This window comes from Bacillus sp. GW823-FHT06A10 (assembly GCF_058795375.1).
This window is the reverse complement of record NZ_JBXAHT010000001.1, coordinates 621,731-643,080: the sequence shown is the minus strand read 5'-3', so window position 1 is coordinate 643,080 and position 21,350 is coordinate 621,731. Positions and strand designations below refer to the sequence as shown.

Annotated in this window: 24 protein-coding genes and 1 other annotated feature; of the genes, 3 read left to right on the top strand and 21 right to left on the bottom strand. The window is 37.2% G+C overall.

Annotation, left to right across the window (positions count from 1 at the left end; translation table 11 throughout):
- Nucleotides 1-2 precede the first annotated feature (2 nt).
- The 18 genes from AC1Q8M_RS03380 to ilvE all read right to left on the bottom strand — a co-directional run bounded on the left by AC1Q8M_RS03380 (nucleotide 3) and on the right by ilvE (nucleotide 16,883).
- Complete coding sequence (locus tag AC1Q8M_RS03380) at nucleotides 3-1,019, bottom strand: histidinol phosphate phosphatase domain-containing protein (RefSeq protein WP_098855603.1); 1,017 nt, start codon at nucleotides 1,017-1,019, stop codon at nucleotides 3-5.
- A gap of 12 nt (nucleotides 1,020-1,031) precedes the next feature.
- Complete coding sequence (gene hisE / locus AC1Q8M_RS03375) at nucleotides 1,032-1,355, bottom strand: phosphoribosyl-ATP diphosphatase (RefSeq protein ID WP_071714667.1); 324 nt, start codon at nucleotides 1,353-1,355, stop codon at nucleotides 1,032-1,034.
- A gap of 10 nt (nucleotides 1,356-1,365) precedes the next feature.
- Nucleotides 1,366-1,671: a phosphoribosyl-AMP cyclohydrolase gene (gene hisI, locus AC1Q8M_RS03370; protein ID WP_071714666.1), complete on the bottom strand. Its 306-nt coding sequence runs from the start codon at nucleotides 1,669-1,671 to the stop codon at nucleotides 1,366-1,368.
- On the bottom strand, nucleotides 1,668-2,426 hold the full coding sequence (gene hisF, locus AC1Q8M_RS03365; RefSeq protein WP_098360875.1) for an imidazole glycerol phosphate synthase subunit HisF: 759 nt from the start codon (nucleotides 2,424-2,426) through the stop codon (nucleotides 1,668-1,670). The genes hisI and hisF overlap by 4 nt, the downstream gene beginning before the upstream one ends.
- On the bottom strand, nucleotides 2,420-3,139 hold the full coding sequence (gene hisA / locus AC1Q8M_RS03360; protein WP_000402295.1) for a 1-(5-phosphoribosyl)-5-[(5-phosphoribosylamino)methylideneamino]imidazole-4-carboxamide isomerase: 720 nt from the start codon (nucleotides 3,137-3,139) through the stop codon (nucleotides 2,420-2,422). The genes hisF and hisA overlap by 7 nt, the downstream gene beginning before the upstream one ends.
- Entirely contained in the window at nucleotides 3,112-3,741 is a 630-nt protein-coding gene (gene hisH, locus AC1Q8M_RS03355) for an imidazole glycerol phosphate synthase subunit HisH (RefSeq protein ID WP_053564913.1), read from the bottom strand. Before hisH ends, hisA begins: the two co-directional genes overlap by 28 nt.
- The gene (gene hisB, locus AC1Q8M_RS03350) at nucleotides 3,742-4,326 is read right to left on the bottom strand and encodes an imidazoleglycerol-phosphate dehydratase HisB (RefSeq protein ID WP_001249954.1); all 585 of its coding nucleotides are present in this window, start codon (nucleotides 4,324-4,326) and stop codon (nucleotides 3,742-3,744) included.
- Nucleotides 4,326-5,615: a histidinol dehydrogenase gene (gene hisD, locus AC1Q8M_RS03345; RefSeq protein ID WP_098855604.1), complete on the bottom strand. Its 1,290-nt coding sequence runs from the start codon at nucleotides 5,613-5,615 to the stop codon at nucleotides 4,326-4,328. The genes hisB and hisD overlap by 1 nt, the downstream gene beginning before the upstream one ends.
- Before the next feature lie 11 nt (nucleotides 5,616-5,626).
- On the bottom strand, nucleotides 5,627-6,262 hold the full coding sequence (hisG, locus tag AC1Q8M_RS03340) for an ATP phosphoribosyltransferase (RefSeq protein ID WP_001244467.1): 636 nt from the start codon (nucleotides 6,260-6,262) through the stop codon (nucleotides 5,627-5,629).
- Nucleotides 6,238-7,500 (bottom strand): ATP phosphoribosyltransferase regulatory subunit, encoded by a 1,263-nt coding sequence (locus tag AC1Q8M_RS03335; RefSeq protein ID WP_061660284.1) that lies wholly within the window; start codon nucleotides 7,498-7,500, stop codon nucleotides 6,238-6,240. Before AC1Q8M_RS03335 ends, hisG begins: the two co-directional genes overlap by 25 nt.
- A 310-nt stretch (nucleotides 7,501-7,810) precedes the next feature.
- Nucleotides 7,811-8,392 carry a 3-isopropylmalate dehydratase small subunit gene (leuD, locus tag AC1Q8M_RS03330; protein WP_000433187.1) on the bottom strand — a complete coding sequence of 194 codons (582 nt, stop codon included), beginning with the start codon at nucleotides 8,390-8,392 and terminating at the stop codon, nucleotides 7,811-7,813.
- Nucleotides 8,370-9,764, bottom strand: coding sequence for a 3-isopropylmalate dehydratase large subunit (gene leuC / locus AC1Q8M_RS03325; protein ID WP_071714663.1), 1,395 nt, complete (start codon nucleotides 9,762-9,764; stop codon nucleotides 8,370-8,372). The genes leuD and leuC overlap by 23 nt, the downstream gene beginning before the upstream one ends.
- Nucleotides 9,764-10,828 carry a 3-isopropylmalate dehydrogenase gene (leuB, locus tag AC1Q8M_RS03320; RefSeq protein WP_071714662.1) on the bottom strand — a complete coding sequence of 355 codons (1,065 nt, stop codon included), beginning with the start codon at nucleotides 10,826-10,828 and terminating at the stop codon, nucleotides 9,764-9,766. Before leuB ends, leuC begins: the two co-directional genes overlap by 1 nt.
- Before the next feature lie 77 nt (nucleotides 10,829-10,905).
- The gene (gene leuA / locus AC1Q8M_RS03315; protein ID WP_000809597.1) at nucleotides 10,906-12,426 is read right to left on the bottom strand and encodes a 2-isopropylmalate synthase; all 1,521 of its coding nucleotides are present in this window, start codon (nucleotides 12,424-12,426) and stop codon (nucleotides 10,906-10,908) included.
- Between the two features lies 1 nt (nucleotide 12,427).
- On the bottom strand, nucleotides 12,428-13,438 hold the full coding sequence (gene ilvC, locus AC1Q8M_RS03310; RefSeq protein WP_001151744.1) for a ketol-acid reductoisomerase: 1,011 nt from the start codon (nucleotides 13,436-13,438) through the stop codon (nucleotides 12,428-12,430).
- A 26-nt stretch (nucleotides 13,439-13,464) separates the two neighbouring features.
- On the bottom strand, nucleotides 13,465-13,974 hold the full coding sequence (gene ilvN / locus AC1Q8M_RS03305; RefSeq protein ID WP_000822952.1) for an acetolactate synthase small subunit: 510 nt from the start codon (nucleotides 13,972-13,974) through the stop codon (nucleotides 13,465-13,467).
- A complete protein-coding gene (gene ilvB, locus AC1Q8M_RS03300; RefSeq protein WP_000095868.1) occupies nucleotides 13,971-15,671 on the bottom strand; it encodes an acetolactate synthase large subunit in 1,701 nt (566 codons plus the stop codon). Before ilvB ends, ilvN begins: the two co-directional genes overlap by 4 nt.
- Before the next feature lie 72 nt (nucleotides 15,672-15,743).
- Nucleotides 15,744-15,971 (bottom strand) — a binding site (T-box leader).
- Between the two features lie 15 nt (nucleotides 15,972-15,986).
- The gene (ilvE, locus tag AC1Q8M_RS03295) at nucleotides 15,987-16,883 is read right to left on the bottom strand and encodes a branched-chain-amino-acid transaminase (RefSeq protein ID WP_001005486.1); all 897 of its coding nucleotides are present in this window, start codon (nucleotides 16,881-16,883) and stop codon (nucleotides 15,987-15,989) included.
- Between the two features lie 414 nt (nucleotides 16,884-17,297).
- Here ilvE and AC1Q8M_RS03290 point away from each other — a divergent pair, with 414 nt between their 5' ends.
- Complete coding sequence (locus tag AC1Q8M_RS03290) at nucleotides 17,298-17,537, top strand: DUF3911 family protein (protein WP_000752514.1); 240 nt, start codon at nucleotides 17,298-17,300, stop codon at nucleotides 17,535-17,537.
- Between the two features lie 82 nt (nucleotides 17,538-17,619).
- Nucleotides 17,620-17,859 carry a YkuS family protein gene (locus tag AC1Q8M_RS03285; protein WP_000101021.1) on the top strand — a complete coding sequence of 80 codons (240 nt, stop codon included), beginning with the start codon at nucleotides 17,620-17,622 and terminating at the stop codon, nucleotides 17,857-17,859.
- Nucleotides 17,860-18,211: 352 nt separating this feature from the next.
- On the opposite strand, the gene AC1Q8M_RS03280 is transcribed toward AC1Q8M_RS03285, so the two are convergent.
- Nucleotides 18,212-18,301, bottom strand: coding sequence for a hypothetical protein (locus AC1Q8M_RS03280; protein WP_000608227.1), 90 nt, complete (start codon nucleotides 18,299-18,301; stop codon nucleotides 18,212-18,214).
- Nucleotides 18,302-18,409: 108 nt separating this feature from the next.
- The gene (gene ytfJ / locus AC1Q8M_RS03275) at nucleotides 18,410-18,877 is read right to left on the bottom strand and encodes a GerW family sporulation protein (RefSeq protein WP_002093915.1); all 468 of its coding nucleotides are present in this window, start codon (nucleotides 18,875-18,877) and stop codon (nucleotides 18,410-18,412) included.
- A gap of 128 nt (nucleotides 18,878-19,005) precedes the next feature.
- Here ytfJ and AC1Q8M_RS03270 point away from each other — a divergent pair, with 128 nt between their 5' ends.
- A complete protein-coding gene (locus AC1Q8M_RS03270) occupies nucleotides 19,006-19,380 on the top strand; it encodes a hypothetical protein (protein WP_000136546.1) in 375 nt (124 codons plus the stop codon).
- 35 nt (nucleotides 19,381-19,415) lie between these two features.
- On the opposite strand, the gene AC1Q8M_RS03265 is transcribed toward AC1Q8M_RS03270, so the two are convergent.
- Nucleotides 19,416-20,759 (bottom strand): TrkH family potassium uptake protein, encoded by a 1,344-nt coding sequence (locus AC1Q8M_RS03265; protein WP_097821914.1) that lies wholly within the window; start codon nucleotides 20,757-20,759, stop codon nucleotides 19,416-19,418.
- Nucleotides 20,760-21,350 lie beyond the last annotated feature (591 nt).

Here is a 21,350-nt window from a genome sequence, read left to right as displayed (position 1 = left end):
TTTCATTTTGAATTTGTTACTTCTTCTTCAAGCGACCTCATTACTCTTGCTCGCTTCGTAAATGTTGCAATCTGAGTAACACCGTGCGCTCGTAATGTTTGTACATTCTCTTGTACATAGTTCCCTAAATCATTTGGATAATGGGCATCCGAAGAAATCGTAATTGGAACACCATACTTAGCTAATACTTGTAAATATAGTGGACTTGGGCACATTTCACGAATAGGATAACGATAGTACAATCCTGCATTTATTTCTGTTGCCGTATTCATTTCTACTAACGCACAGGCAATTTCCTTATAATAAGAAAGCTGTTCATTCTCATCCAATCGATAATTAAATACCTTTATATTATCTAGATGAGCGATAATATCAAATAACTCGGTACGAATCGCACTCTCAACTGTTTTAAAAAACGTATCGTATAATACGCGTAGGTCATGCACCTCAAAATATTCTTTCGTATCTGGATTATCAAATCCCCAGCCATTTAGAAAATGAACGGAACCAATTACATAATCAAAGTCTCCTAGCGCTAATAATTCTTTTAACTCTCCTTCACAACCAATAAAATAATCCGCTTCAATTCCAAGTTTAAGTTTGACACCTCTTTTACTCCAGCGTTCTTTCGCCTCTTCAATTGCCTTTGTAAAATCATACAGTGAAACTACCCTTACTTGATCTAACCATTCTTTTTGTATACGACCGAGGTTAGAATCACTAATATCTACATATTTTTCATAATATCCTTTTGCTTCATGAAAACGATATAGATGATCAACAATTCCCACTTCTTTTATTCCTTTTCGCACAGCTTCTTCTAAATATAGATCTATCCATTCTGTTGTAAATGGCCCTTCCTTCACACGTTTTTGCAAACGCTCTTGTGTTTTCATAAGCCAATCCATAGAATGCCTTTCTTGAAGTGGTTCATAACATTCCAACGCTTCATTTATTTTAGCAAGCCATCCTATTGAATACGGTCCTTCTTCTAAGTGAAGATGATAATCTACTTTCATATACATTCCCCCTTATAATGTATCTATTTCCCTTCTATCCCCAACTCTCGAAAGCTTTCCATTTCGTTCTTTCACCTCTCGCATGACATCTTCCAATGCGATATTTTTTTCAGCTAATAAAACGAAACAGTGATAAAATACATCAACCATTTCTTTCACTACTTCTTCTTTATCATTATTTTTACATGCGATAATTACTTCAGCACACTCTTCACCAATTTTCTTTAAAATTTTATCTTCTCCTTTTGAAAATAAATAATTTGTATACGATTCAGGAAGTGGTCTTTCCTTTCGTTCTTCAATTGTTTTATACAGCAACTTAAAGGCATTTTCCATATGTATCCCCCTATATAATTTGATAGTGAAAACATGTCTTCTCCCCCGTATGACAAGCAGGTCCTACTTGTTTCACATTCACAACAATTGAATCTTGATCACAATCTAAGTATAGAGATTGCACATATTGAATATTCCCTGATGTTTCTCCCTTATTCCATAACGACTGCCTCGAACGAGAGTAAAACCATGTTCTTTTCGTCTCTAACGTTTTTTCATATGCTTCTTCATTCATATAAGCTAGCATTAAAACTTCTTTCGTACCTTCTTCGATGACAATTGCCGGTATTAATCCTTTTGAAAAATTAGGTTTCATAACCGCACCTCAACATTTGCATCTCTTAATTTTCGCTTTACACTCTGCACTGTCGCCTCACCATAATGAAAGATGGATGCCGCTAATGCTGCATCAACTGTTGTCTTTTGAAAAACTTCTATAATGTGATCCGTATGACCACAGCCTCCTGATGCGATGACTGGAATGGAAACACTTTTTGAAATTTCTTCTGTTAAACGAAGATCATATCCACTTTTCGTTCCATCTGCATCCATACTCGTTAACAAAATTTCACCCGCCCCGAGCTTAACAACACGATTCGCCCATTCTATGGCATCCATTCCTGTGTCAACTCTTCCGCCGTTGACGTATACGTTCCATTTATCTTCTGCTACTTTTCTAGCGTCAATTGCCACGACAATACATTGTGATCCAAAGTGTTCTGCGCCCTCTTGGATTAGCTTCGGATTTCGCACTGCCGCTGAGTTTATTGAAACTTTGTCTGCTCCAGCTCTTAGTAAATTGTAAATATCTTTCACACTTGAAATCCCCCCGCCAACCGTAAGAGGAATAAATACTTTAGCTGCTGTTTTTTCTACAACATCTATAATCGTTTTTCTTCCTTCATGAGTCGCTGTAATATCTAAAAATACGATTTCATCTGCCCCTGCCACGTTATATGCTTCAGCTATTTCAACCGGATCACCGACATCTTGTAATCCTATAAAATTTACACCCTTTACGACTCGCCCTTCTTTCACATCTAGACATGGAATAATTCGTTTCGCTAACATAACTTCGTTACCTGTAACACTTCTTCTAAATCAATCGTTTTCTCGTAAAGCGCCTTTCCAATTATGACACCATATATATTCATATCATTTAACTTTTTCACATCTTGAATAGATGCCACTCCTCCAGAGGCAATGAGACGAATGCCCACACTTTTTTGAAGTAACGCCAATTGTTCAAAATTTGGCCCTGCAAGCGTCCCGTCTTTCGAAATGTCTGTAAACACAATCGTTTGAACATCTAAACTTTCCATTTGTTTCGCTAAACTAATATAAGAAATTTCAGACAGATCAAGCCAACCTCTCGTTGCTACGAAACCATTTTTCGCATCAATTCCAACAATGATTTTCTCTTTATATAGACGAACTGCTTCCTCTAAAAATGACTTATCATAAAGAGCTGCTGTTCCTAAAATCACTTTTTCTACACCTACTGACAATAACTTCTCCACCGCTACAAGTGAACGAATTCCTCCTCCCACTTGCACAGGAATACGTACCGCCTTGCAGATTTTTTCAATGACGGGCAAATTTAACGACTCGCCAGCAATTGCACCGTCTAAATCAACAATGTGTAGTATTTCCGCTCCAAGCTTTTCAAATATGATTGCCTGCGCTACCGGATCTTCATTCATCACCGTTTCTTTACTAAACTCTCCTTGATAAAGTCTAACGCATCGTCCTTCTTTTAAATCGATAGCTGGGAAGATTTCCATGCTTCTACCACCCCTTGAAAATTTTTTAATATTTGCATGCCAATTTCACCACTTTTTTCTGGATGAAACTGTGCACCAAATACATTTCCTTTCGCTACAAACCCTGGTACTTGCATTCCATAATCACTTACTCCGCATACAATTTCATCTGGACAATCCGCGTAATATGAGTGAACATAATAAACGAAAGAACCATCCACTAATCCATTCCAAAGCGGAAATTCTCTTTCCTTCCTTAATTCATTCCATCCCATATGAGGAATTTTATACGAAACTTTTAACTTACGAATTTCCCCTGGTAGTAAACCCAACCCGCTACAATCTTTTAGTTCCTCACTTCGTTCAAATAAAAGCTGCATGCCCAAACATATACCGAGGAGTGGTTTTCCTATATCACAAACCTCTTTTAGTACACACACTAAATCTCTTTCTTCTAATACGTCCATCGCTTTCGGAAATGCACCTACTCCCGGTAAAATCACGCCATCGCTTCTCAATATCTCTTCTTTATCACTCGTTACAATGTACTCTGCCCCAATATATTTTAATGCTTGCTCTACACTGCGAATATTCCCCATTCCATAATCTATAATGGCAATCAATTACAACATCCCTTTCGTTGAATTTACACCAGTAATGTTGGCATTTTTTTCGACCGCTTCTCTAAGCGCTCTACCAAAAGCTTTAAATAATGCTTCAATTTTGTGATGCGTATTACTTCCGTATAGAACGCGCGCATGTAATGTAATATTGGCAGCATGTGCAACTGCTCTAAAAAATTCTTCCGTCAATTCTGTATCAAAATCCCCAAGCTTCGGATTTGTTAATTCCCCTTGAAATACACAATATGAGCGTCCACTTATATCAATTGCGACAAATCCTAAAGATTCATCCATCGGTACATACGCAGAACCGTAACGATTAATTCCCTCTTTGTTTTGCAATGCTTCTTTCAAGCAATTTCCGAGTACAATTCCAACATCTTCAACGGTGTGATGTGCATCGACAAATGCATCCCCTTCTGCTTCAACTTGCAATCCAAATCTTCCATGTCTAGCAAATAAAGTAAGCATATGATCGAAAAAACCAACCCCTGTTTGAATAGATACATTTGTACTTTCATCAAGCTGCAAATTTAATTTAATTTTTGTTTCTGTCGTCTCACGTACTTGACTGGACTGACGCATTATTTTTCCTCCTCAAACCTTATTTGGATTGCTCTCGCATGTGCATGTAACCCTTCTTTATTTGCAAGCTCTACAATGTGATGCTGTACATTTTTTAATGCTTCCTCCGTATAAGAAATAAAACTTGATTTTTTCACGAAATCATCGACTGATAACGGAGAAAAAAATCTTGCCGTTCCGCTCGTTGGTAATACATGATTCGGTCCCGCTAAATAATCCCCGAGCGGTTCAGGTGCATATGACCCAAGGAAAATAGAACCTGCATGTTTCACATAATCTAGAGCATTCATCGGTTCTTTTATATGTAACTCTAAATGTTCTGGAGCAATTTCATTTGATAACTTTAGTGCCTCCTCTAAAGAAGGAACGATAAAGATGGCTCCATTTCTATTTATTGATTCACGTGCAATTTCACTTCTTGGTAACATTTCTAACTGTCTTTCTATCTCTTTTTCTACTTCTTTAGCTAGTTCCATATTCGTTGTAATACAAATTGCCGTTGCTCCCTCATCATGCTCTGCTTGCGATAATAAATCCGCTGCGATATATTTTGCATTACCTGTTTCATCCGCGACAACTACAATTTCTGATGGACCAGCAATCATATCGATATTTACTATTCCGTATACTTCTCGCTTCGCTAGAGCGACATACAAATTTCCCGGTCCAACTATTTTATCCACTTTCGGAATCGATTCCGTCCCGTATGCTAAAGCAGCAATTGCTTGCGCGCCACCTATCGTATAAATTTCATCTACTCCCGCAAGATTTGCAGCAGCTAATATATGCGGATCAATTCCTCCTTTCCTCGGCGGTGTTACCATTACAATCTTTTTCACACCTGCGAGTTTCGCCGGCAATACATTCATTAATACTGAAGAAGGATATGAGGCTGTCCCACCCGGTACATATACACCTACATTTTCTAACGGCCGAATGAGTTGCCCTCTAATTATGCCTTTACTTTCACAATCAAATATTGAGTGCTTCTTTTGCTTTTCGTGATACGAAACAATGTTTTTCTTCGCCTCTTTTAAAGCTTCTAAAAATGAATTCGTTACAAACATACTCGCTTGCTGTATTTCTTCTTCACTTACACGAAAATCTTTCATCTCTACACCATCAAACTTTTTTGTATAGAAAGATAAAGCTTCATCTTTCCCTTCCCTTACATTTCTAATGATTTCTCTTACACTTCTTTGAACAGTTTCTTCTATTATATTAGCGTTTTCTCTTAGCACTTTTACTTTAGATAATGCCTCCTTAAAGTCTTCATAAATGATTTTCATTTTAAGTCCTCCTATTTCCCTGATAAGATTTCTTGCTCCATCATATTTACAATACTGAATATTTCGTCTTTTTTAGTTTTTAAGGCTGCCTTATTTACAATCATCCGAGCCGATATAGAGTGCATTTCCTCAAATACAATAAGTCCATTCTCTTGTAATGTTTTTCCTGTTTCAACAATATCTACAATCGCATCTGCCAATCCAAGAAGAGGAGCGATTTCTACAGAACCTTCTATTTTAATAATTTCTACATCCTCTCCCTTATCATGAAAATAAGTAGAAGTAATATGTGGGTATTTCGTAGCAATTCTTTTCTTCCGGTAACTCTTCGGATTATACGTAGGAATAGAAGCAACACAAAACTTACAAATCCCCACTCCTAAATCCAGCATTTCATAAATATCTTTCTCGTTTTCCATTAAAATATCTTTTCCAACGATCCCAATATCAGCTACCCCATGTTCTACATAAGTAGCAACATCAACCGCTTTTACTAAAATAAATGAAACATTTGTATTTTTACTTTGAAATACAAGCTTCCGACCTTTATTTTTGAGATCGGAACAATCAATTCCAATCTGCTCAAAAAGTGGAATGACATGTTTTTCTAACCTTCCTTTCGTTAACGCAATTTGAATGTTACGCATGAAGCCTCTCCTTCTTTCTGGACTACCCATTTCTCATTCCATACATATTCCACTAAATATTCATTCTTTGCCTCAACGACCGTTCCTATTTTATTTTTTCTTGCAAATTGAAAGGTATCGCTTAAATTAGAGAATAGAGATAACCAAGCATTTTTCCCATCCTTTCGAAGTAAATTTCGTAACCTTTCTGCTTCCGCTAATCTATTTAACTCATAATGAATCACAATATCAATTTGATTTCGTTCATATGGTTCTTGCTGCTCTTGCAGCGCCTTCACAATTTGATTTACTTGTACCGCGAGTCCAACAGCTGGCAGCATTTCTCCAAAATTCCCAATTAGCTCATCGTATCTTCCGCCACTAACGATTTCTTCTCCAATTTCATATATATATCCTTTGAAAATAACACCCGTATAGTAATCTAAGTGTTGAATCATGCCCAAATCAATTGATATGTAAGAACCATATCCTAACGTTTCAATTGTTTCATACATTTCTTTTACTCTTGCAATTGCCATTTTCATTTCATTACTTGAAGCAAGCTTTTCTGCCTCCTCAATAACTTCTAAATTTCCAAATAGCCTTGGTAATTTCTCAAGTAATCTTACTGTCTCATCGCATCGATCTAATTTCTTTTCTCCGATAAAATTTGAGAGGGCAGCATAATTTTTACTTTCTATATACGTTCTAAGTACTCTTTCTTCTTCATCATGGATGGAGAGCTTTTTTACAATACATTTATATAACTGTACTTGCCCAATCTCAATTGTAAAAGATTGCACCTTCAACTTTTGAAGTGCTTGAATGACACTTATTACACATTCAATTTCAGCTCTTACATTATCAATCCCGATAACTTCAATACCACTTTGTACGATTTCATTATATTTTCCAGAATGGGATTCATTCGCTCGAAATACATTCCCGCTATACGTCACTTTAAGTGGCGTATCCCATCTCTGTGTTCCAAACACTCTTGCTAAAGGAATTGTCATATCTGGACGTAAAACGATAATCCTTCCCTTTTCATCAAAAAATTTATACATCTTCTCTTCATCTATCGGTCTATTTTGAAATGCAAAAACATCATAAAATTCAATTGTAGGTGTTCTTATTTCCTCATAACCTCTCTCTAAAAAAGTAAGCCTTAATTTTTGCTCCACTTCTTCAATTAACGTACATTCTTCGAATAAATAATCTCTCGTTCCATTCGGGTTCGCCCGTTTCCATTTTGTCATCTAAATTTTCACACCTTTCCCCTTCTAATGTATGCCTATTTCATTCACCTAAGCCGAAAATAAAAAGAGCCTTGTAGACAAAATACCTACAAGGCTCTTCAGTAGAGTGTAGGTACAACGGGAATAACCCTTGTACCTACACGTTTTCACGCTAGGTTCAAGGGTTTCATGTATGATGATGTAGTTGTGTAAGCATTGTAATAGATTTTATTTTATTCATAATACTTACTCCCTTTCTCCTCTGATTTTCACATAGTATATAACAGTTAATTTTGAATGTAAATACATTTTTAATATTCCGTCACTTTCTTTAATGTAAAGCCACTTTTCTTTCATACTCTTTTATTTCTTGTTCATATTGCATTGTAATACTAATTTCATCTAAACCATTCAATAACTTCTCTTTCCACATTTTCTCGATTGTAAAATGGAATCTGTGCATATTCGTTATAATTATTTCATTTTCTAAATCAACTGTGATTTGTTCCCTCGCATCTGTTTTTGCAAGTTGTTCACGCATATCTTTGTCCATTACAATCGGTAACATGCCATTCTTCATACAATTCATATAAAAGATATCAGCAAATCCTCCAGCGATAATAACGCGGAAACCATAATCAGCAAGCGCCCATGGAGCATGTTCTCTAGACGAGCCACATCCAAAATTATCACCTGTGATTAATATGCTGGCTCCTTTTCTTTCTTGCGCATTAAGCGGGAAATTAGGGTTTTCTTGGCGATTATTATCATATCGCCACTCATCAAATAAAAACTTCCCAAACCCAGTTCTTTCAATTCTCTTTAAATATTGCTTCGGAATAATTTGATCTGTATCAATGTTATCATTCATCAGTACTGCGGCAGTACCTTTATGAATACGAAATGGCTCCATCATAACTCTCCTTTCTAATATCAACAAAATGACCATGTAACGCAGCCGCTGCCGCCATTGCCGGGCTAACTAAATGCGTTCGTGCTCCCTTTCCTTGTCTTCCTTCAAAATTGCGATTTGACGTAGAGGCACAATGTTCTCCTTCAGGCACTTGATCTGGATTCATACCTAGACACATTGAGCATCCGGGCTCTCTCCATTCAAATCCAGCTTCTTCAAATATGCGATGTAATCCTTTATGCATCGCTGCTTCTCTTACCCTTTGGGATCCAGGTACAACAAGTGCTCGCACACCTTCTTTTACTTTTTTACCTTTCACGACAGATGCAGCAATTTCTAAATCAGAAAGCCTAGAATTTGTACAAGATCCAATGAAAACATGTTGAACTGGAATGTCATACGTACTTTGTCCGGGACTCAACCCCATATAAGAAAACGCTCTTTCGTCATTTGCATCATGCTTTTCTGGCAATTTCTCATCAATCCGAACACCCATACTAGGATTTGTTCCCCACGTAACGTACGGCGCTAAATCCGTAACATCTACTAGAATATGTAAATCATAAGCTGCATCTAAATCTGTATAAAGTTCTGACCATTTTTTCTTAATAGATTCATAGTCTTTCGGCGCATATTTACGCCCTTTTACGTAAGCAATCGTTTTTTCATCTGGTGCAATAATACCAGCCTTTGCTCCCCCTTCAATTGCCATATTGCAAAGCGTCATCCTCTCTTCCATATCCATAGCATGAATGGTCTCTCCGTAAAATTCCATTACGTAACCTGTTCCAACTGCTACTCCGTACTTTGAAAGAAGGTGTAAAATAATATCTTTCGCATAAACACCTTGCGGTAACTTTCCTTTTAACTCAATGCCCATCGCTTTTGGCTTTCGTTGCCATAACGTTTGCGTTGCCAATACATGTTCCACTTCACTCGTACCAATACCAAACGCTAGTGCGCCAAAAGCACCGTGTGTTGCTGTATGACTATCACCACAAACAATCGTTTTTCCTGGCTGTGTGAGTCCAAGTTCTGGTCCTATAACATGAACGATCCCTTGCTCTTCATCTCCGATATCCGCTAATGGCACCTGAAATTGTTTACAGTTTTCCCGAAGTGTATCTAGTTGCTGCTTCGCAATGCGGTCGGTAATATTCCAAACATCTTTCGTTGGAATATTATGATCCATCGTTGCAAATGTTAAATCTGGTCTGCGGACTGTTCGATTTGTAAGCCGCAAGCCTTCAAAGGCTTGCGGTGACGTTACTTCATGAACAAGATGTAGATCGATATATAATAAATCCAATCCATTTTCATTTGTCGCAACTACATGTCTTTCCCAAAGCTTATCTAGTAACCTTTTCCCCATTATCTTCCTCTCCCTACTAACGCTTGCTCTTCCATTTCTTGAATAACTGCCTTTGTAAATGAAGTTGTCGTTTCAGTCCCCCCGATATCTGCTGTACATTTTCCAGATTTAAGGACTGCAGAAACTGCTTCTTCAATTGCACATCCTTCTCTCGTTAATCCGAACGATTGCCCAAGCATCATTGCAACAGAACGCATCATCGCAATTGGATTCGCCTTATTTCTCCCCGCAATATCCGGTGCTGATCCGTGAATAGGCTCGTATAATGAAGGCCCCTTTTCAGCGTGACTTGCTGATGGAAGCATTCCTAATGATCCAGCTAATACTGAAGCCTCATCACTTAAAATATCACCAAATAAATTTTCCGTTACAATAACGTCAAATCTTCCTGGATTCCGAATTAATTCCATAGCCGCTGCATCTACTAAAATGTGTTCTACTTCCACATTTGGGTAGCGAAGTGCTACTTCTTCTGTCACATTTCTCCATAGTTTACTAGACTCTAAAACATTCGCTTTATCAATAGATGTTACTTTTTTCTTCCGCTTATTTGCTAATTGAAAGGCATACGAAACGATACGTTCAATTTCATGTCGATGATACGTAAGTGTATCTGTCGCCACTTCTTCCGTTCGCTCTTTCGGATAAGAAAAATAAATTCCGCCTGTTAATTCACGAACGACAACGAAATCAATTTCATCAGCATTTTTTAATGGTGATAAATGTGCAGTTGCACTTTCTACCGTTACAGGGCGAACATTCGCAAATACACCGAGTCCTTTTCTTAATGCTAATAATCCTTTCTCAGGCCTTTCTTTCGCACTATCCCACCTTGGTCCACCTACTGCTCCAAGTAAAACCGCATCACTCGCTAAACAGGCGGCAAGTGTTCGCTGTGGTAATGGTTGCCCAGTTAAATCGATAGCAACACCACCAAAGTACTCATCTTGCAAATGAAAATGATGTCCATATAGCCTTTCTACCATATGCAATACTTCCTTCGCACTTTCCATAACTTCTGGACCAACACCATCACCAGCTAAACAAACGATACGTTTTTCCATTTTTAACACTCCTTTTAACTGAATTTTCAGAACCTTAATTTGATAGGTGAGGAAAGCTTCTCTCACCTATCAAATATTTATTTCACAAGCGCTATAAGAGATTTTAATTTCCCTGCTGCATGGACATAAGCTCTCGCCGAAGCTTCCAATACGTCTTGCGCAACTCCAAAACCTGATATTTGGTGACTACCTTCTTTTAATTCAACATGAACGTGAGCAAGTGCATCTTGACCTTGTGTAATAGATTGTATGCGATAATCTGCCAATTCACATTCTAATCCTAAAATTCTTTGAATCGCATTGTATATCGCTTCAATACTACCAGAACCAGTGGCTGCATCTTCATATACATTTCCTTCCTCATCCTTCAGCACAACTGTTGCGCATTGTGTACTATTTGATACGAAATGCACTTGTAATTGCGTAATGTTATATTGCTGGGCTGCAAATGCTGCTTCACCAAGCATAATTGCGCGTAAATCTTCCTCAGTAATTTCCTTTTTACGATCCGCCAATTTTTTAAATGCTTCGAATGCCGCATCTCGCTCTTCATTTGTAAATTCATAACCAAGCTCTTTCATTTTTTCCGTAAACGCATGACGGCCAGAATGTTTCCCAAGTACAAAGAGATTTTGAGATTCTCCTATAAGCGCTGGTTCGATAATTTCATAAGTTGTTACTTCTTTTAGAACCCCATCTTGGTGGATGCCTGATTCATGAGCAAATGCATTCGCTCCAACGATTGCTTTATTTTTCGGTACAACCATACCCGTTAACCTGCTTACTAATGTACTCGTTGCCTTAATCTCTTTTAAAGTCATCGAAGGTTCTGCTTTATAAAAATCTTTTCTAATATGAAGAGCAACCGCAACTTCTTCTAACGCTGCATTCCCTGCTCTTTCTCCAATGCCATTAATCGTTCCTTCTACTTGCACTGCTCCGCCTTCAACCGCAGCTAACGAATTTGCTACTGCCATACCAAGATCGTCGTGACAATGACAAGAAAAAATCGCTTTTTCATATGATGGAACGGATTCTTGTAAGTATCTAAAAAGAGAATAATATTCTTCCGGATTTGTATATCCAACTGTATCCGGAATATTAATTACATTCGCTCCTGCGCGAATCGCAGTTTCTACTGCTTCAGCTAAAAATGCTCTCGATGTTCTTGTCGCATCTTCTGCAGAAAATTGTACTGTCGGAAATAATGATTTTCCAAGCGTAACCGAACGATGAATACTATTTAACACGTCTTCTTTTGACATACAAAGTTTATATTTCATATGAATATCACTCGTAGCTAGAAATACGTGTAGACGAGGAGATACAGCACCTTTCACAGCTTCATATGCTCTTCGAATGTCACTTTCTTTCGCTCTAGCTAAACTCATAACCGTAGCATTTTGAATTGTATTCGCGATGCGTTTTACCGATTGGAAGTCACCTTCGGAAGCTGCCGCGAATCCAGCTTCCATTACATGAATACCAAGCCTCTCTAATTGCCTAGCAATTTGTAACTTCTCTTGTTCATTTAAATTTACTCCTGGTGATTGTTCGCCATCACGAAGCGTTGTATCCATGAACAAAATCTGCTTCATATTATTTAATCCCTACCTTTACTCGCGGCTGTACGAAAGGCATCATTTCACGTAATTTACGTCCTACTACTTCGATTTCATGTTCATTCTCTTTCTCATTTGTCGCGTGGAAATTTGGTCTTCCTGCTTTATGCTCTGCAATCCAGCCTCTTGCAAATGTACCATCTTGAATTTCTGCTAATACTGCCCCCATCGCTTTCTTCGTATCTTCAGTAACAACGCGTGGTCCTGATACGAAGTCTCCCCACTGCGCTGTATCTGAAACTGAATATCTCATATTTTCAAGTCCACCTTCATACATAAGGTCAACGATTAGCTTCAGTTCATGTAAACATTCAAAATATGCAAGTTCAGGCTGGTATCCCGCATCAACTAACGTTTCAAATCCTGCTTTTACAAGTGCAGTCACTCCGCCGCAGAGTACAGCTTGCTCTCCAAATAAATCTGTTTCTGTTTCTTCTTTAAACGTCGTTTCTAATACACCAGCTCTCGTTGCTCCAATTCCGTCAGCATAAGAAAGTGCTTTTTCAGTCGCAACTCCTGTTGCATCTTGATATACTGCAAATAATGCAGGAACAGCCCCTCCCTCGGTGAACGTACGGCGTACGAGATGCCCCGGTCCTTTTGGCGCTACTAGAAATACATCTACATTAGCTGGTGGTTTTACTTGATCAAAGTGAACATTAAATCCATGTGCGAACACGAGAGAGTTTCCAGCCTGTAAATTTGGTGCAATTTCAGCTTCATATACTTCTGGTTGTAATTCATCAGGTAATAGAATCATTACTACATCAGCTTTTTCCGCTGCTTCTGCTACTGTATATACAGAAAACCCATCTTCATTCGCTTTATCCCAAGACTTACCTTTTCTTAAACCTACTACTACATCAAATCCGTTATCACGTAAATTTTGCGCATGCGCATGACCTTGCGAGCCATATCCGATGATTGCTACTTTCTTTTCCTTTAATACATTTACTGTTACATCTTTCTCATAATAAACTTTTGCCATTTTCATTTCCCCCTATATTTAAATGATTATTGAATTAACATAACTTGCTTATCTTGTTTTTTCATACTACGTGTAAATGCTGTTACACCTGTTCTAGCAATTTCTTTTAAACCGTATGGACGAAGTAATTCAATTAACGCTTCTACTTTATCTTGCGTACCTGTTACTTGCACAACTATGGAATCCTTCCCAACATCTATTACAGCGGCTCGAAATGGTTCAATTAAACTATATAATTCTGCCCTCGCTACAGAAGTTGCTACTTTAATAAGAGCAAGCTCTCTAGCAATCATTGCTTCTTCTGTAATATCTGATACTTTCAGAACATCGATTTGCTTATGAAGTTGTTTAATTAACTGCTCAACTTGCTGTTCACTTTCAACGTGTACAACAATCGTCATTCGCGATATATCTGATGATTCTGTATGACCTACTGAAATACTTTCAATATTAAAATGTCTTCGTGTCATAACTCCTGTAATTCGGTTTAACACACCACTTTGATTTCGAACTGTCGCTGTAACAATTCTCTTCACCCTTTTTCCACTCCCTCCATTTGGTGAACACCTTTTCCTGGTGCAACCATCGGCATAACCTTCTCTGATTGAAGTACACGACAATCGATTACGACTGGCTCTTGTAATTCGATCGCATGCTGGATTTGCTTCTTTGCAAGAAGTGGATCGTCAATACGAACACCTTTTATACCATACGCATTCGCAAGAGCGACGAAATCTGGTTGGCATGGCAATAAAGAATGTGAATATCTTTGATTATAAAATTCATCTTGCCATTGTCTTACCATTCCTAAAGCTTCATTATTTAAAATAAATACTTTAACGGGTAAAGCGTGTTCTTTTAATACACTTAATTCTTGCAGAGTCATTTGAAACCCAGCATCACCAACAATTGCAATAACTAGTTCATCTCGCTTTGCAATTTGCGCACCGATTGCTGCTGGAAATCCGAACCCCATCGTTCCTAATCCGCCAGAAGTTACCCATTTATCTGGATTTTTCAACGGATAGTATTGTGCTGCCCACATCTGATGTTGCCCAACGTCTGTTGTTACAATCGCTTCTCCTTTCGTGATTTCATATAGCATATCAATCGCGTATTGAGGTTTAATACTTTCAGAATTTCGTTTATAAGAGAATGGATACTTTTCTTTTCTACTCTTTAATAAAGAGAGCCATTCATGATGATTTTCTTTCTTTCCTTCTGATTGAAGCAATACTTCTAACGCCCGCTTAGCACTTGCAACAATAGGAATCTCTGTTGGCACATTTTTCCCAATTTCTGCTGGATCAATATCGATATGTGCAACAGTCGCCCCTTTAGCAAAAAAAGCTAAATTCCCAGTAAGACGATCGTCAAATCTCGCACCTATATTAATGAGTAAGTCGCATTCATATAACGCCATATTGGCTGTGTAAGAACCGTGCATTCCCCCCATCCCTAGAAATAGCCCATCATCTGGCGGAAAACCACCAAGTCCAAGTAACGTATGCACAACAGGGATTTCATATTTACGGGCAAAACTTGTCAATTCTTTCGAAGCTTTCGCATGCAGTATACCTGCTCCAGCTAAAATTAACGGTTTTTTTGCGGTTTCAATTGCTTGTAGTAATTTGTTTATTTGAAGTAGATTCGGTTCATAATTAGGGTTATATCCTGGTAAATCCATTTGTACATTGCTACATCGCTCACCTTTCTCGACTACCATATCTTTCGGAAGGTCAATAACGACTGGTCCTGGTCTTCCTGTTTTAGCAATATGAAATGCTTCTTTAATAATTCGAGGTAAATCTGAGGCCTTTCGCACTTGATAGTTATGTTTTGTCACTGGCATCGTAAGTCCCATAATATCCGCCTCTTGAAAAGCATCGCTCCCAATTAACGTTGTTGCTACTTGGCCTGTAAATACAACAAGTGGCAATGAATCAATCATCGCATCCGCTAGACCCGTAATTACATTTGTAGCACCTGGTCCACTCGTTGCAATTACAACCCCTGGGTTCCCTGTAATTCTGGCATACCCTTCAGCAGCGTGAATTGCCCCTTGCTCATGCCTTGTTAAAATATGCGGAATTTCACAATCATACAGTGCATCATAGAGAGGTAAAACGGCACCACCCGGATAACCGAAAATCACTTTTACGCCTTCCTTTTCTAGCGCTTCTAACAATAGCTGTGCACCAGTTGCCAGTTTCTCTTCCGTTTTTGAAGACATTGTTCTTATAAGCCCCCTTTTTCAAACTTTTATACAATAAAAAAATCCTACGTCCACACTCCAGCTATGTGCTGAAGGGACGAAAGATTTCGCGGTACCACCCTTCTTTGCAAGAATACTCTTGCCTCAGTGATCCATAAATGGATCTAGCTAATAACGGAGCTACCGTCTAAGCCTAGACAAATGCTTTAGCTTAGCACTCAAGGGCGATGTTCGTCGACGTGAACCATCGGTTTTCAGCAACCACCGACTCTCTGTGAGGCTTCACAATCAACTACTCCTCCCTATCAACGCTTTCTTATGTTAAAAAAGTTGTTATCCAACTTTATTTTCTTCGTAAATTTTCTCTCCATCTTCTACAACTAACTTACGAAACTCTTCTAATAAACGGTTCGTATGTGGACCTGTTTGCCCTAAGCCAATCGTTCTACCATCTACTGTCGTAACAGCAATAACTTCAGCAGCTGTTCCTGTTAAAAACACTTCATCAGCTACATATACATCATGTCTTGTAAATAACTCTTCTCTTACGTCATATCCAAGTTTTTCGCCGATTTCTAAAATGGCGTTTCGTGTAATACCTTCTAACGCTCCAGCAGAACTTGGTGGTGTAATTAATTTATTTCCTTTAACAATAAACACGTTATCTCCTGAGCCTTCAGCTACATATCCTTGATCATTTAACATAAGTGCTTCTTGTACTCCAGCTAATTTCGCTTCAATACGAACTAAAATATTGTTTAAGTAATTTAAAGATTTTACTTGAGGGGATAAAACATCGGGACGATTTCGGCGCGTTGCAACTGTTACAACTGGAATCCCTTTCTCATAATATTCTTGTGGGAATAAAGATAATTGTTCTGCAATTACTACTACATTCGGCTTCTTACATGAATCGGGATCCAATCCAAGATTTCCTGCTCCTCTTGATACAACAAGGCGAATGTATCCATTAGATAATTTATTTTGTCGAATCGTCTCAACAACAATATTTGTTACTTCATCTAATGAATATGGAATTTCTAAAAGGATTGATTTTGCTGATTCATACAACCGGACAAGATGCTCTCTCAAACGGAAAACATTACCGCTATAAACTCTAATTCCTTCAAACACTCCATCGCCATATAAATAGCCATGATCATATACTGAAACTTTTGCCTCATCTTTTGGAACAAATTCTCCATTTAAGAAAATCCATTGCTCATTCACTAGAAGCGCCTCCTATGTTCTATGAATTTTTTATTGTTTCCTAGTTTACTCTCCTTTCTAAATAAATCAAGTTAATTTTTAGAAAATTTATAATTTTTAATCGTACGTACTTCTTTACTTATATTGATTTAACAACATTGTTAACGTTTACAAAAAGTCAAAAAATTTTTTTCGCCAATTTCCACTAAAAAAATATTTGTTTAAAAGAAGGATTTTCATCAATTGATACGAATCTATTGTATTCAATAAACGGACGTCCGATTTTATAAATCCGGGAATATATAACGACTTTTGCTGAAAAAGGGGGAAAATAACAAAAATAGCGCTGTCTAAAAATAACATTCATATTTTTCATTTCGTAATCATAATCCTATTTTTAAAAAACAATTTGTCAAAATGAAGGAGGAAATAAATATGGCGTGTGTACAAATTAAAGGAACGAGACAAGAGGTAGTAGAAATGCTGCAATTATTTGATCTAATGGATACGAAAGGTTTTTGTAAATTCGATAATTACGTAGAGGTAGAACCAAATACGCAAGAACATAATCATTTTATTGCTTCAATCGACATCCATTCAAATACTTCTTCTGCCCAAGATACATTAAACGATCAATTCGTTAGTCAAATGCTTACTGGCGTATATAACGACTAAACAAAGATTTACTTCCTACCGTCTTTTCATAAATGCAGTGAACTTGAGCATACTAGCAATTAGATGGTAGGAGGTGAGAATTATGGCTAGAATTGGCGTTGAAAACTCATTAACAGACGTTCAACAAGCTCTTCAGCAACAAGGGCATGAAGTTGTTACACTTAACTCAGAACAGGATGCACAAGGGTGTGATTGTTGCGTTGTAACTGGGCAAGATTCTAATGTGATGGGCATTGCAGATGCATCAATTAAAGGATCAGTCATTACAGCTCACGGTTTAACAACGGATGAAATTTGTCAACAAGTTGAAAGTCGCACTTAAAAAATGAAAGAGGACTCCTTTTAAAAGGAGTCCTCTTTTTTATATTCACCTAACGGGAAAGTAACATATACTGGATGAAAGCCCTACCTCTCTCTCATCATTACGGTTCCACTGACCGCTCCTTGATTCACTAGTATACATATATAGCTTACAAATACAATTTATAGGGTTTGTTCACAAAAGTTGTTGATAAAATTACCCGATCTTTCGCAAACTTTTCGTATTGCATTCATAAGAGATATTTACTTTACACTAGCTGTAACCGAGACACGAATTAAAATTCTAACACCAATACAATAGCTTGTCAATATTTTTCCGCAAATTAAAAACAGACATTAACGGTTTGTCTGTTTTAGAATGGAGCTTTTTCTTTTATTACATATACAACAAAGCCGCTTACTAACATAAATAAGCCAACTACTAAGTTTTTGATATTAATCATAAATTCCTCTCCCTTATTCCACACATCATATATATTTACATTTCAATTATTCCGATCATCCTAAAGCGCACTTTTTCTAATATATCATAATTCCTAAAAAATGCAAGTTCACTTTTGACGACCATTCACAAATTTATCTACAGTGCTTGGTACAGTATTTAAAGCCTTTTCAATTAAATGTGTACTGCTGTTGAGATGTAATACTTGCACCCCATTAGAACCAACTACTAAAAAAGCTACTGGACTAATAGAAACCCCAGCCCCGCTTCCTCCTCCAAATGGATGCCCTTGCTTGTTCTCTTTATGCTGATTTTGCCCACCGTTATGTTTTTCAGTAATGAAACCCCCTTTAAAATCACTTCCACCAGCTCCAAAACCAAAAGCCACTTGAGATACTGTTAATACAACATTTCCGTCAGCTGTTGAAACCGGGCTCCCAACAATTGTATTTACATCTACCATCTCTTTTAAATTTGTCATTGCCGTTTTCATTAAATTTTCAATTGGATGTTCCATTATGTATTGCACCCTTTCCTCATTATTCCTTTTTATACTTTCCAAAATAGAGGAAGTCATACTAACTTTTCCTATTTCAAGAAAACATTTTCCTCCTTTTAATAGATATTACTGCCCGTTAATGCGGGATAAAAAAGAAAAAGAGATACATACTACTATTGAACCTTGTTATGAAAGGAGCCATGACTTTGACTGAGAAATTTGATGATTATAAAAGAAGAGATAGAATAGATAGTGATTATAGTGACTATAAAGAAGAGTATGCCGCTGAGGTTGCACCACAACGCATTGATTATGATTACGATGATAAAGACGATAAAGATGTTGTAAAATCGTCCGCTGCTGGATCAACTGCTGGTTTTATCGCTCTTGCGCTATCTATCTTATCGCTATTTACATTCCCCACACTATTTGGTCTTGTTTCTGTTTTACTCGGTATTTACGCTTATAATCGCGGAGCTACTGTAACTGGCGGTATCGCTGCAGTTGTCGGTGGGATTGCTGCACTTATCGCAATTTTATTCCGAGTAGCACTTATTGGTTTATTGTTCTCCCTTTTCTAAAAAAGAAAAAGGTATCTCGCTTAACGCGGGATACCTTATCCTGTAAACACATCTTCCGATGGATATTTTATTTTTTGTTTTGCTGGTCGCGCTAAAGAGAACACAAGTGTTAATGGTCCAATTAATCCGCAGAACATAACAAACATAATAATACATTTTCCGAATGCCGATAGCTTTGCAGTAATTCCCATCGTTAATCCGACTGTACCAAACGCTGATATTGTCTCAAATAATAATTGAATAAAGCTGAAGTTTTCTGTAAGCATTAATATAAATACCGCTGCAAAAATAAGTATTTGACTGGCAACAACAATCGCTAAGGCCCTCGTTACTGTCGACATTTTAATTGTACGCTGAAATAAAACAATTTCCTCCTTTTTTCTAAAGAAAGAAAGGACAGATGTAATTAAGATAACAAACGTTGTTAATTTAATTCCTCCACCTGTTGATACACTTCCTGCACCAATAAACATTAAAATCATCGTAAATAATATAGATGATTCTTCCATACCTCCATAGTCAACCGTATTAAATCCAGCTGTCCGCGGGGTAATACCTTGAAAAAAGGAAGCCCATAGTTTTTCATTTAAAGATAAATTCCCTAACGTCTTCACATTATTATATTCCAATACAAAAATTACAATCATTGCTATAACATTTAGCACTACTGTTCCAATAATCATTATTTTTGAGTGAAGTGATAATTTTCGAAAACTGCGACTATACCATATATCAATTAATACGGTAAAACCGAGTCCACCTATTACAATTAAAGAGCAAATCCCAATATTAATAATGGGATCTCCTACATATCTTGTTAAATTATCTGACCATAAAGCAAAGCCTGCATTATTATAAGATGCAATTACATGAAAAATACTATAGTATAAACCTTTTCCAAAACCAAACTCTGGAATAAAGCGAAACGATAAAAAGATGACCCCAATAAGCTCAATACAAATCGAAAATATAAAGACACGCTTTACTAATTTTACAAGACCACCTATATTTGTTTGATTAAACGCTTCTCCAATTAATAAACGATGGCGTAATCCGATTTTTTTGCCTAATACCCAAACAATTAAAATGGCAATTGTCATAAGACCTAGACCACCTGTTTGAATTAAAAACATAATAACAATTTCGCCAAACATCGTAAATGTACTTGCTGTATCCACTACTCCCAAACCAGTTACGGTCGCTGCTGACGTTGCTGTAAAGAAAGCATCTACCCAACTAATATGTGCTTTCGTTGCGAATGGTAACTTTAATAACAAACCGCCAACCACAATTAAGCAGAAAAAACCTAACGCTAATATTTGTGGTGGGTTTAATCGTATAAGACGATTATACAGCCCTTGTTTTTTTGTTACTTCCATATCACTAACTCCCTTATTAAAGTGAAGCTTTCCCCTCATAAATAAAAAGCTTTTTAAAAGCCCTTAAAGAATTGGGACAAACCTTATATCCTTATAATATAGTTGAGCATAATCCTTTTTTTCATAGATTACAACTTTTATTTATATTCAGACTTCTTTTTCTTTTATGCTGGAAAACTATATATCCTAACTCAATATTGCTAGCAATAACAATTTCATATGTACTATTTTTCAAATCCCCATATCTTTCACTCTATGTTCACATAGAGGTCACATTCACCTTTTATAGTATATATATCGGAGCTGTTCCTCCCTAATTTATAAGACATTCCCCAGTGTCTTTGAATAGCTTCCATCCCTAATTAAATTGACATAAATTGTCCCCTTCCCTTGACCATCTTATATGTGATGGTCTTATTTTTTTGTCTTTCTATCTTTTATTTAAAACTTCCTCTCTCCTTCACTCTATGTTCACACAGAGGTCACATCCACCTTTTATAGTATATATATCGAAGCTGTTCCTCCCTAATTTATAAGACATTCCCCAGTGTCTTTGAATAGCTTCCATCCCTAATTAAATTGACATAAATT